General features: G+C 54.7%; 9 protein-coding genes and 1 tRNA gene. 6 read left to right on the top strand and 4 right to left on the bottom strand.

Annotated elements, in window-relative coordinates; all coding sequences use genetic code 11:
- Window positions 1-19: 19 nt before the first annotated feature.
- The 4 genes from WG938_RS10580 to polA all read right to left on the bottom strand — a co-directional run bounded on the left by WG938_RS10580 (window position 20) and on the right by polA (window position 6,722).
- On the bottom strand, window positions 20-1,306 hold the full coding sequence (locus tag WG938_RS10580; protein ID WP_339980238.1) for a hypothetical protein: 1,287 nt from the start codon (window positions 1,304-1,306) through the stop codon (window positions 20-22).
- Between the two features lie 37 nt (window positions 1,307-1,343).
- The gene (gene coaE, locus WG938_RS10575; RefSeq protein WP_339980236.1) at window positions 1,344-2,255 is read right to left on the bottom strand and encodes a dephospho-CoA kinase; all 912 of its coding nucleotides are present in this window, start codon (window positions 2,253-2,255) and stop codon (window positions 1,344-1,346) included.
- A gap of 98 nt (window positions 2,256-2,353) precedes the next feature.
- On the bottom strand, window positions 2,354-3,820 hold the full coding sequence (rpsA, locus tag WG938_RS10570; RefSeq protein WP_339980235.1) for a 30S ribosomal protein S1: 1,467 nt from the start codon (window positions 3,818-3,820) through the stop codon (window positions 2,354-2,356).
- Between the two features lie 286 nt (window positions 3,821-4,106).
- Window positions 4,107-6,722 carry a DNA polymerase I gene (gene polA, locus WG938_RS10565; protein WP_339980296.1) on the bottom strand — a complete coding sequence of 872 codons (2,616 nt, stop codon included), beginning with the start codon at window positions 6,720-6,722 and terminating at the stop codon, window positions 4,107-4,109.
- Between the two features lie 488 nt (window positions 6,723-7,210).
- Between polA and WG938_RS10560 the strand changes: the two genes are divergently transcribed.
- The 6 genes from WG938_RS10560 (at window position 7,211) to WG938_RS10535 (ending at window position 12,813) form a co-directional block, all read left to right on the top strand.
- Complete coding sequence (locus tag WG938_RS10560; RefSeq protein ID WP_339980234.1) at window positions 7,211-7,801, top strand: TetR/AcrR family transcriptional regulator; 591 nt, start codon at window positions 7,211-7,213, stop codon at window positions 7,799-7,801.
- 177 nt (window positions 7,802-7,978) lie between these two features.
- On the top strand, window positions 7,979-8,911 hold the full coding sequence (locus WG938_RS10555) for a DUF368 domain-containing protein (protein WP_339980232.1): 933 nt from the start codon (window positions 7,979-7,981) through the stop codon (window positions 8,909-8,911).
- 41 nt (window positions 8,912-8,952) lie between these two features.
- Window positions 8,953-9,026, top strand: a tRNA-Leu gene (locus WG938_RS10550).
- Window positions 9,027-9,217: 191 nt separating this feature from the next.
- Entirely contained in the window at window positions 9,218-10,159 is a 942-nt protein-coding gene (locus WG938_RS10545; RefSeq protein ID WP_339980231.1) for a hypothetical protein, read from the top strand.
- Window positions 10,160-10,314: 155 nt separating this feature from the next.
- On the top strand, window positions 10,315-11,265 hold the full coding sequence (locus tag WG938_RS10540) for a hypothetical protein (RefSeq protein WP_339980230.1): 951 nt from the start codon (window positions 10,315-10,317) through the stop codon (window positions 11,263-11,265).
- Window positions 11,266-11,598: 333 nt separating this feature from the next.
- The gene (locus tag WG938_RS10535) at window positions 11,599-12,813 is read left to right on the top strand and encodes an NAD(P)-dependent malic enzyme (protein WP_339980229.1); all 1,215 of its coding nucleotides are present in this window, start codon (window positions 11,599-11,601) and stop codon (window positions 12,811-12,813) included.
- The last annotated feature ends 41 nt before the right edge of the window (window positions 12,814-12,854 follow it).

Here is a 12,854-nt window from a genome sequence, read left to right as displayed (position 1 = left end):
GTCAAGCAAGATCCACATTCTATGCAGCTTCGAGTTCATCTGGCTGCTCGGGGAGCTTGGTAACCTGTGGCTTTTCGTTGCCGTCAAGGTCGATCGCGTGAATTTCATTTCTTGCCGGATCAGTCACATACGCCGTGGAACCGATGACCGTGATAGCAGGACGTGGATCCTGCCATTCTTCGGACTCTTCCCAAGGTGCGAGAACGTCAATGGAGCGAATCACTTCTGCCTTTTCAGCATCAATGAGGTGCACTTTGCCATCAGTACCAAGAACTACTGCCGTGTTGTCGTCGGTCATGGCAAGAGATCGGAATGTGTATGAGGCACCCAGGTCGACGAGTTGCATCTCTCCCGACTCTGCATCAATAATGCTCACCTGCGTTGGCCGTTCCAGCTCATCCTTATCTGCGGCGACCTTATCGGACTTGTAGTCACCAAGCACGTACTTTGAATCAGGCCTTGATGCCTGATTTCCAATACGCCCATATGGATCTGGCGACTTCACCTTTGTGACTTCCCCATCTCGGTACACAAGTCCACCGTCTGCACAGCCAACGAATACGCCAGCTGAGGTTTCTGCTGCGCCGTGCGCACCTGGGCAGTGCTCGAAACGCTTCAGTTCTTTACCCTCGGCATCCACCTGGGCTACACCAATCCGATCGCCTTCCTGATCAGCGATGGTGACCATATAGGTGCCATCTTCTCCCAAAACGGCAATGCCATGGTGCGCTGGCACATGGAAGTGATCAACCATGTCCATCCCCTGCAAGCGGAGAGTTGTGACATCACCAGTCTCGTCGTCGAACAACACGGCCTTGTCCGCATTACCAACCACATGTCCAGGCTTTACCGCCGATACTTCAAAGCCCGTAAACGATGGATCGCCGGCGTAGTAGTGCGAGTGATCGCCATGTGGACGCTCGTACGCACCCAGGTCCAGTGCTTTGAAGGACGAATCCGTCGAGACGAAAACGTGTCGACCATCGCCCGCCCTGTTCAGACGCAAATAGCCCTTGGCATCAAAGGTGTCGAGGACTTCGGGAGCCATTTCCTGCTTGAGGTTGCCACCATCAATCACCATGACACCACCGTCATAGCTCACCGCCAGCCGATCAGACTTCGAGCGAGACTCCGGGAGGTCAGCGACCGTAGTAGCGGTGGTCACCGACGGCGACGGCTGTGCTTGCTCACCAACTCGTGGCGTGTCTTTCACTGATTTGTTCGCTATTTCTTCGCCAGTACCGCATGCAGAAAGCACGAGCGCGGACGAGAGGATAGCGCTGAAAAAATAACGCTTAACTGTCATAGGAGGGACAGTACACGTTATTGCAACTCATTTTCAATTAGGGGGTCTTAGATGCCCCTTTATCAAGGCCATCCAATGGCTGACGATCAATCTCCAACATTTCCTTTGGAGGTGTCAGCGTTACAGGATTACCAGGATCCAGGCTGATCCAGTTTTGGCCAGTAGCCATCCACGGAGCTCCCTCCGTATTTGGCACTCCATCAACCATCAAGATCAGCCGGTTTTCACTGAGCATCGTCCCCTTGACCGAAACACCCAACTGCCGTTCGACACGCTTCTTCTCGCGCTCGACCCGACCACGAGGCTGCACAGGCAAGATATCCAACGGCACGACAGGAGGTCGCACCATCGACTGAGCTATCGGCTGCAAACGCTCACGCCATAGCTTGTCGACGGAATCACGCAATGCATCTTCTGAGCCCGAGTTGTCGAGAATGATGTCAGCAGCAGCAATACGCTCTTCATCGCCGATCTGCGCAGCAATACGTCGCTCAACATCGTCTCGATCCAGACCACGCGAGTTAACTAGCCGATCAATACGCTTCTCCATCGGAGTATTCACCACGATGACAAGATGCTGGTCAGCGACGAGATCATTCTCGATCAGCAACGGCATATCGAAGACCACCACATCGCGGGCGCTCGCTTCGTCGTAAAGTTCGGCCGTACGTTCAGAAATACGCGGGTGGGTGATGGAATTGAGGATCTGCGTCGATTCTTCAGATGCAAAAGCTCGCCGGGCCAGCTCACGCCGATTCAACGTGTCATCGGGGTTGAGGATGTCCGAGCCAAAGTAGTCGACCAATTCGGCAAGTGCAGGCTGACCAGGTTCGACGATTTCACGAGCGATCTGGTCTGCGTCGATGATAACGGCACCGAGAGCACTCAGTTGCCGGGCAACGGTCGACTTGCCGCTACCAATTCCGCCAGTTAGTCCTACTTTCAACATAATGCTTCAAGTATGACAAAACCCCGCCTCTCCTGTGGAGAGACGGGGAATATTGTTAGCCTAGTTACCTAAAGGTAACCGGGACTACCTTTACAGGCTTAGTTGCCGGACAGGCGAGCACGCAGAGCTGCGAGCTGCTCGTCGGAAGCCAAGGTGCCGGAGGTATCCTCTGCTGCTTCTGGAGCTGCTGGAGCTGCTGGTGCTGGCTCGTCAGTCTCGGAAGAGTAGTTAGATGGAGCTTCCTCAGCCTCGGCTGCAGCTGCACGGTGGCGCTCGATCTGAGCTGCGTGCATCTGGTGGTGACGCTCTGCCTCTGCGTAACGGCCTTCCCACTCAGCGCGCTGGGTTTCGAAGCCTTCCATCCACTCGTTGGTCTCCGCGTCGAAGCCCTCTGGGAAGATGTAGTTACCCTGCTCGTCGTAAGAGTCGCCCATGCCGTACTTGGTTGGGTCGAACTCTTCGGTGAAGTCCTCGTCAGCCTGCTTGAGGGAGAGGGAAATACGACGACGCTCGAGGTCGATGTCGATGACCTTGACCATTGCTTCTTCGCCAACGGTGACGATCTGGTCTGGAACATCGACGTGGCGGGAAGCCAGCTCGGAGATGTGGACCAAGCCCTCGATGCCCTCTTCGACGCGAACGAACGCACCGAATGGAACCAGCTTGGTGACCTTGCCCGGAACAATCTGACCGATTGCGTGGGTGCGGGCGAATACGCGCCATGGATCTTCCTGAGTTGCCTTCAGGGAGAGGGACACGCGCTCGCGGTTGAGGTCAACCTCGAGAACCTCGACGGTTACCTCGTCGCCAACCTGAACAACCTCAGATGGGTGATCGATGTGCTTCCAGGACAGCTCGGAAACGTGAACCAGGCCGTCTACGCCGCCCAGGTCGACGAATGCACCGAAGTTGACGATGGAAGAGACGACGCCCTTGCGGACCTGGCCCTTCTGCAGCTGGTGCAGGAACTCGGAGCGAACCTCAGACTGAGTCTGCTCGAGCCATGCGCGACGGGACAGAACGACGTTGTTACGGTTCTTGTCCAGTTCAATGATCTTGGCTTCGATCTCCTGGCCAATGTATGGCTGCAGGTCACGAACGCGACGCATTTCAACGAGGGATGCTGGCAGGAAGCCACGCAGACCGATGTCCAGGATGAGGCCACCCTTGACAACCTCGATGACGGTACCGGTGACTGGCTCGTCCTTTTCCTTGAGCTCCTCGATGGTACCCCAAGCACGCTCGTACTGAGCACGCTTCTTGGACAGGATCAGGCGACCTTCCTTGTCCTCCTTGGTGAGAACCAAAGCGTCGATCTCGTCACCAACTTCGACCACTTCATCAGGGTCGACATCGTGCTTGATGGACAGTTCACGGGAAGGGATGACACCCTCGGTCTTGTAGCCGATGTCGAGCAAGACCTCGTCGCGGTCAACCTTGACGACGGTGCCCTCAACGATGTCACCATCGTTGAAGTACTTCATCGTCGAGTCAACTGCAGCGAGGAAGTCCTCAGCGGTGCCGATGTCGTTGATGGCAACCTGAGGGGTGTTAGAGGTGGACATATATAATGTGCTCCGAAGCGGATAGTAAATCGAAAAAGCGGACAATTTCGGCCTTGCCTGACAAGACGGTAAATCCCCTGGTCAATCCGCTTCCGGCAACGATGCCTTAGCTTTGTTTATGACCGCGGGATGCCAGACTTAGAACACGCAAAGTCGGCATGCGTATGCATACCGCGACAATGATACTCGGCCACCTCCGGCCTTTCAAGTTCCATAACCATCATGTCGCGCCGTTTCGCCTGGCTATCCAACCAGCAGGTTAACCCGATTTGTCACATGTTCACCACTAGTGCGCAGCAGCATCCCAATTCGGCCCAGCACCCACAGATACATCCAACGGCACCAGCAACTCGCACGCTGCATCCATCTCCTTCCGAAGGAGCGCCTCCACCTGCTCGGATTCACCTGGCACCACTTCTAGCACCAGTTCGTCATGGACCTGCAACAGCATTCGCGATTCCAACCCCTGCACCTTAAGGGCATCGTCGACACGCAGCATGGCGACCTTAATGATGTCTGCTGCTGTTCCCTGGATCGGTGAGTTCAGCGCTGCACGTTCGGCGTTCTCACGTGCCATCCGGTTATCCGAGTTGAGATCTGGCAGGTAGCGACGGCGTTCAAACAAGGTCGAGGTGTAACCATCCTTGCGGGCTTGCGCGACGACACCTTCCAAGTAGTCTCGAACGCCACCGAATCGCTCGAAGTAATCTTCACGAAGTCGCTTTGCTTCAGACTGCGGAATATCAAGCTGCTGGGCTAGACCAAACGCGCTCAATCCATATGCCAAACCGTAGCTCATGGCCTTGACTCGACGACGCAACTCAGGAGTCACACCGTCAAGTGGCACATTGAAAACCTTCGAACCCACAAAGTTGTGCAGGTCCTCGCCTGCCCGGTACGCCTCGATCAAACCCGCATCCTGCGAAAGGTGCGCCATTACGCGCATTTCAATCTGCGAGTAGTCAGCCGTCACCAGATTCTCGAAACCATCGCCCACCACGAATGCGGAACGAATCGAGCGGCCAAATTCAGTGCGCACTGGAATGTTCTGCAAATTCGGTTCGGTGGATGACAAACGTCCAGTCGCCGCGACCGTCTGATTAAACGTCGTATGAATACGCCCGTCATCCGCGACAGCCTTGATCAGCCCGTCAACCGTGGAACGCATCTTCTGAGCCTCACGGAAAGCCATCAGATGCTCAAGGAATGGATGCGGATTATTCTTCGCCAGATTTTCCAGCTCTTTGGCCGCCGTCGAATAGCCAGTCTTCGTCTTCTTCGTCTTTGGCATTTCTAGCTGATCAAACAGCACTTCTTGCAGCTGTTTCGGCGATGCCAAATTCAGCTCGGGGCGGTCCACCAGTGCGCGCGCTGCATGTTCAGCTTCATCCGTCGCTGCCTGGGCTTGCTTCCGCAAATCTTCGAGCTTGTCGACGTCGACAGCAATGCCCAGACGCTCCATGCGAGCGAGAACTGGCGCAAGCGGAACTTCCAAATCGGCGTACACCTCATAGAGTCCATTCGCTTCCAGTTCCGAAGACAGTGCTTCAGACAATTCCACAATTGCTGCGACGTGATCCGCGTTAACAGGATCGTCGAGAAGTGAAAGCTGCCCGTCCTGCTGGGACAGCGTTCGATTCAAGTGACGCTGATAGATGTTCTCGAGCGTGTAACTACGTTGACTTGGACGCAGCAAGTAGGAGGCAAGGAAAGTGTCATGGACGATGCCAGCGATCTCTAGGTCATGTCCCCACAGGGAATGCATGAGCGACTTTGCGTCGTGAGTGAGCTTTGGATGCTCGCCAGCGAGCCAGGTGCGCAGGGAGTCATCATCAGTTGGATCGAGATTACCCAACTCAACCTGAAGTGCTTCGATATCATTGTCGCGCGGCGTTGCCAAAGACAGCGAGAACCCATCGACAGCAACCGCCACAGGCTGACTCAGTGAATCTAGCCAGTGTCCGAGTTCACCAGCCTTCTGCTCAACGATGACCACGTCAGTGCCATCGTTCTCGGTGGCTTTCACACCCGCACCTTCAATGGCCAAAGTACGGAATACCCGCTCCCGCAAGCTCCCGCCGAACTCCAACTTGTCAAAGAAGTCTGCAATTCCCTGCGCATCCGCAGGACGCAACTCTAGTTCGTCCGGCCCATACGGCAAGGGCAGATCCTTGACCATCTCGGTGAGTTTGCGGTTCATTTCAACCGCACCAACGCGCTCGCGAAGATTGTCGCCGACTTTTCCACGAACCTCATCAACGCGCTCTAAGAGGTTCGCCAACGAACCAAACTGAAGAATCCACTTCTGCGCAGTCTTCTCCCCAACTCCAGGAACGCCCGGGAGATTATCGGAAGGGTCTCCACGTAAAGCAGCAAAATCTGGGTATTGCTCCGGCGTCAATCCATACTTCTTTTCGACGGCCTCCGGCGTGAAGCGATGCAGCGTCGACACACCACGCATCGGATAGAGAACGGTCGTTGAATCGTTGACGAGCTGAAACGAGTCACGGTCGCCGGTAACGATAAGCGTCTCGAACCCTTCCGGCTTCGCCTGCGTTGCGAGCGTTGCGATAATGTCGTCAGCTTCGTAGTTATCCTTCTCCAAAGTGACGATGCCCATCTCCTGAAGTACCTGCTTCAGAAGCGGAACCTGACCGCGGAACTCTTCAGGGGTTTTGTCGCGCTGTGCCTTATATTCCGGAAATAGCTCGTTTCGGAACGTCTCACGCGCCACGTCGAATGCAACAGCGACGTGCGTGGGCTTCTCGTCGTTAAGCAACGTTGACAGCATGGATAGAAATCCATAGACAGCATTGGTGTATTGACCGCTCGTCGTGGAGAAATTGTCCGTCGGCAGCGCAAAGAATGCGCGAAATGCCATGGAGTGACCGTCGATAAGCATGAGCGTTCGTTTCATAGCACCAGTGTAAAGGTTTGCAGACTCCCCGCCCCACGCCCCCATCCTCGACTTGGCTCTCGCCATTTCCCTCGTCAGGTGTCGACGCCGAGTCAACTTGCTGCCCGAAGAAGGCGGAAATGGATCGTAACTCAATTCAGAATCGCAGAGACAATTAACAATCGTCATCGAATGGGGCATTAAATGTTCTATCCCGAATGGTGATCAAGCGTTGCCTAACCTCATCCTCTCCGGAAAAGTCACGGAGAATGAATATACACATTTCCCAAAACCCCTAAACGTCTCTCACTTCCTTAGTTGAATGAAATTCATGAGGAACTTCACCGAACGCACAGTAGCTACCAACTGTTTCCGAGTCTCCATATCCACACCCCCACGATAGGGGTAATCCATCTCGTTTTCATGGGAGTTTGCATACGCAACGTTTGCTATGCGTTCAACATTTGCGCCTTGCTGCGTTTATGCTGGTCAGCATGACTCTCGACAGTACGCCGACGCGACGTAGAAATTCTGCAGCTACCCGTGCGCGGATTATTGATACGGCAACCACTTATTTCACTCAGAAGCCTTTCGCAAGGGTCTCTCTGAAGGAAATTGCCACCGAGGCAGGCGTCAGCGCTCCCTTGATTATCAAGTATTTCGGCTCCAAAGAAGGCCTACTGGCTGAATTGATCGACTTTGGCGCTATTACTAATGCAATTGCAGAACAGCCGTTCAATGAACTCGGCCGCCTGCTTGCTACCGACGCCATTTCTGGCGAGCATCTCGGCCCCTCATCTGTCGTGTCCCTATTAATGGCGACGTCGGGAAGCGACAATGTAACCGCTGAAATCGAAGAACAGTTTAAGTCCACGGCCCGCTCTACACTCCTTACTCGAGTGCGCAATGAAGCACCGGGCATCACTGATGAGGCTCACGCAGAACGCCGCTGTGATTTCGCGTTGGCTATGTACATGGGCATGACTGCCTTGTTGCTCGGCAACACCACTAACCAGTCGTGTGTCACCGACGTAGCTATCACGTCGTACGGCGAGCAGATTCAGCGCGTGTTGGAAAACGCGTAGCTCAGTTTCTTTTTGCTGCGCCACACCGTTTAGCGCGCCGTGCCACTTCTGCAGACCTGTTTCCTGACTTCCAGGGGACAGGTTTTTGCATTTCTTTAGTCAAGATCACATTGTGACTATGCACTCTCGCGCGTTGATTACCAGCGTTTTTCGCTTTTACCCGTAGAGTTCTTCGTGATGAGTACACACGATGAAACCACCGACTTCCCTCGCCCGACTCCCGGCAATGTCCTTGGCAACACCGTCCGAGGCGGCCTGATCGGGCTCGCGGAAACGATTCCTGGAGTATCCGGGGGAACAGTTGCCCTCGTCACGGGCATCTACGAACGCCTCATTGGCTCTGCGAAAAACATCACTGATGTGCCGACCCACATCGGCAAGCCTTCTATGGGTTCTGCTTTACGACGAATCGACTGGATGCTTCTCATCCCAGTAGCGATCGGAATGTTGGCTGTCGTCTTTACGATGGCCGGCCCGATGGAGAGCTTCGTCACAAACCAACCGGTTGCTTCCCGCGCATTGTTCCTCGGCATGATCGCAGTGTCTGTGCTGATTCCATTTCAGGAGTTGAAGCCAGGTGCCATGAAGAGGCCCGGCATGCAGGGTAAGGCCATCGCGGTGTTCGTCTTCTTCGCCGTGATGACTTTCTGGCTCACCTCGTTGCCATCAGCCGCACCAACTAATCCTTCGTTGTGGATGGTCTTTATCGCTGCATCGATTGCGATCTGCGCGCTGGTGTTGCCTGGTGTGTCTGGTTCGTTCTTTTTGTTGGTCGTCGGCCTGTACGCGCCAACAATGGCCGCCGTTGATCAACGTAACTTTGCGTATCTGGGCACGTTCATGGCTGGTGCTCTGGTGGGCATTGTGTTGTTCGTTCGTGCGCTGGAGTGGATGCTGGAAAAGCACCACACCCTGACGCTCGTTGCAATGGCCGGTCTGTTGCTCGGCTCTCTACGTGCATTGTGGCCATGGCAGTCCGAAACAAACGAAATGCTTCGTGCCGGATCTGACTGGCCAATGGCCGCAGGATTGTTCTTGTTGGGCGGTGCGATTGTCGCCATTGTCGCAGTTGTGCAGCGTTATTTTTCTAAAGACGATGCCATAGACTAATATGATCACAGCTGCTTCGGAGCAACCGATTCGAAGCGAGCGCCCCTGTAGCCCAATTGGCAGAGGCAACGGATTCAAAACCCGTCCAGTGTGAGTTCGAGTCTCACCGGGGGCACAAAATAAAAACCCCGTTTACCAAGTTTTCTTGGTAGGCGGGGTCTTCTCATGCTACATAATCTCGCGCCAATTTCTAGCCCCAAGATTTTGCTGCACGAATCGCCTCGCACGTCTTAAGCGAACCGCCATGAACTGTTCTAGGCTCACCCATGCAACATTATTAAGCGCGTTAACTTGGAGGCGGGCATCATGGTGCATCACCCTTTTGACGATTCGCCTTCGCACCCAGGCGAAGGGCAATCTAGCAATGAACAAGCCTGGGGACAGGCCCCTCTGAACGGTTATAAAACTCATGGGTACGGCGATTTCGCGAGCGCGTCGTCAGGAATCACTTTTAGTTCAGACGATGCGCTTCCGCTTGACGACGTCGCTAGCGAGCAACACGCGTTAACAAATAATGATCTCGCTTTTCCTGAGCCTCAGCACTCGACACCTTTATGGCAGGTCGCGCTAGCGGGTCTTGCCATTGTGGTGGGGATCGCAGTTCTGCCACTGCCCGTGTTGAAGTTGGGCACACTTGGCGTACTTCCGGCCGTCATGTTGTCCGTCGCTCTCCTCGGTCCAGCAACCTGGTGGTTCTACAACGAATATCGCGCCAACCAGGCAGCAAAAGATCCGAATGCACTCCCCGAGATTGTTGATCAACACTGGACACCGATTGCGACGCTATGCGCCGGAGCAGTTTTCGCTGGCACCGCCCTTACCTTCACGTTGCCTGCTGTGACCGCTGACGCCGATGAACAAGTGGCTCTCACTACTTCGTCACTTTCGATTAAGTCGCCAGCGCCGAAGCCGAAAAGTACGACTGCAAGTGTGGAGCCAGTTGCCCCAGTAATTGAAACTGTCGAGGAAACCGTAGAAGAAACTGTCGACGAAACCGTCACAGAAACTACTGAACAAACAACCGCAGAGACCAGCGAAGAGACGACTGAGTCATCGACATCAAGCCCGACGACCACGTCGACTTCCACCCCGTCCATACCTCGAAGCTCCGCGACCAGCATTCCCCGCAATCCAAGCGTCCCTTCGCAGCCAACACATCCGAACAATCCGCCGACCAACCGGTATCCCAAGACCTCGCCCACCCCTCCAGCAAGCTCTAATCTCAACCCAGAATACGGTCGTGGATAAGCATATTTATCTGCAAGTATGCTCCGAGACTGGATTCGCCGAACCCATACGACACGGCACCACACACCTTCATCACGCATCCAGCAAACATAGTTCTCACTGGATAGACTCAACTCACGCAGGGTTGTAACGCTAATTCACTCGGAGGCGAGTCCATGTCGCATGACAATTCCGATCGTTCAGAGTGGGATGCATCGGACAATCACCCCACTGATGAGCAAGCCTGGTCGAATGCCAGCGACAGCGACTTTGCGACAGACAGTGACTTTGCCGCTCATGGCTACGGCGCTTTTGGAAGCACGTCGTTCAATGCTACGGAGAGCAACGACTTCGACGATGCACTTCCGCTTAACGACGATGCCATTCAGCAACACGCATTTAACACGGACAACTTCCAGTTTGAGGATGCTTCACATTCGACCACCTGGTGGAAAGTCGCGTTATCCTGCCTTGCAATCATCGCCGGTATCGCGGTATTGCCCCTTCCAGTGTTGAGGTCAGGATTACTGGGGGTTATTCCCGCAGTTTTGCTGAGCGTCGCTCTGATCGGGCCGGGTGCATGGTGGCTGTACAACGAATTCCGAGCAATCCAGGCGGCCAAGAATCCAAATGCACCAGCAGAGCTGATCGATAAGCACTGGACAGCTGTAGGCGCCTTGTCATTGGCTGCACTCGCTGCAGGTGGCGCACTGGCATTCGCCTTGCCTGAGAAGGACGCGAAGGAGGTTCCAGTAGCAGAAAAGCCTTCATCGTCGTCCAAGACTCCTCCGAAGCCGAAGTCGAAGTCCGCATCGAAAACTGTCACTGAAGATGTAGTCACGGAAACTACTACCGAATCATCGACGACGGAAACCACGACCGTAACGTCAGAATCGTCGACCGAGACCTCATCCACGACTGAAACGTCAACGACGAATGAGTCCACGACATCGGACGAACCAGATTATCCAACTGATCCCGACTATCCGACCGATCCTGACTACCCAACTGAGCCGGACTACCCAACTGAGCCCGATTACCCGACTGAACCCGACTATCCGACCGATCCGGATTACCCTGAGGATCCTCCTTTTGATCCTCCAACCGATGATTACGTGATCGAGTAGCGAGATTTAGCTCCATCATTTAGCTACGTCACCGTAGGTTTCTTCTCTACTTCACTGAGGACTTCCCACCCCTCAGGGAGTTCCCCATGCCAGAACAGTGACTCAGCCCACACCTAACCACACAGGTCAACTAACGTTTTTGGGTGTCAGTGGATTACACTTTTCACCTATAAAACTCAGCAGTAGTCGACTGCAGGCTTCCATAGGATCATCGCGTCACACACCCTTGATGCGATCTCTGCACCAGTAACTCACCGGTCATCGTGCGTACCAAAAAGCCAGTCTGCACGCGCAAGTACATAGGTCATAGGTACCGAAGTGGGTCACGTAAGTATGGGAAACGAAGAGGCACAGTTGCCAAACAATTTTTCGCAAGCACACGTCACTGACGAAGAGATTTTCGCAGCGCACGAGGGTGGCAAGCTTGTCACCACGTCAACGCTTCCTCTCGACAGCATTCGTGACATGTCTATCGCGTACACCCCTGGTGTCGCTCGAGTTTGCGAGGCAATTCACGACGACCCATCAATGGCGCGAAAGTACACCTGGACGGGCAACAACGTCGCAATTATCAGCGACGGCACGGCAGTTCTCGGCCTCGGAGACATCGGGCCAAAGGCAGCACTGCCCGTGATGGAAGGCAAAGCACAGCTTTTCAGCCGTTTCGCCGGCTTGAATGCAGTGCCAATCGTGCTGGACACGAAGGATCCTGATGAGCTCGTCGACACGATTGCTCGGTTGGCTCCGTCGTTCGGGGGCATCAACCTGGAGGACATTTCCGCCCCGCGATGCTTCGAAATCGAGCGTCGTCTTGACGAAGCACTCGACATCCCTGTCTTTCACGATGATCAACACGGCACCGCAATCGTCATCACCGCAGGCCTACGCAATGCATGCAAGTTGACCAATCGCCGGATGGAGGACCTGCGCATTGTTATCTCTGGTGCCGGTTCTGCTGGCGTTGCGGCAACTCGCATGTTGCTCGCCGCTGGTGTCAAGGACATCACCGTCGTTGATTCCCGAGGCATAATTCATTCAGATCGCGAACCGCTCAATGATGTGAAATCGTATCTCGCTCAGTTGACGAACCCACGCGGGCTGCAGGGACCTATCGACGAAGCCCTCAAAGGTGCAAATACCTTCATCGGGGTTTCCGCTGGTCATCTCTCGGAGAACCAGGTTTCACTCATGGGTGACGATCCCATCCTGTTCTCGTTGGCTAATCCGAACCCCGAGATTCCTTACGACATTGCTACCAAGTACGGTGCGATCGTTGCGACGGGTCGTTCGGACTACCCGAACCAGATCAACAACGTGCTCGCGTTCCCCGGCATTTTCCGTGGTGCCCTGAACGCTGGCGCAAAGCGCATTACGAAGTCAATGAAGTTGGCAGCAACTCGCGCTATCGCGGAGGTAGGCGCCGACGAGTTGTCACCGCAGCGCATCATCCCATCTCCGTTGGACCCACGAGTACCGGTGGCCGTCGCAAAGGCCGTGGAAGACGCTGCTCGCAACGACAGCACATCTGGAGCTGACCTGAGCGTTTAAACTGGGGTAACCCTCAACGCTAACTCTTTGGTGAGTAAGAT

The sequence above is a fragment of the Corynebacterium sp. H113 genome, from assembly GCF_037572315.1.
Classification (GTDB): Bacteria; Actinomycetota; Actinomycetes; order Mycobacteriales; family Mycobacteriaceae; genus Corynebacterium.
This window is presented reverse-complemented; position numbering and strand designations above follow the sequence as displayed.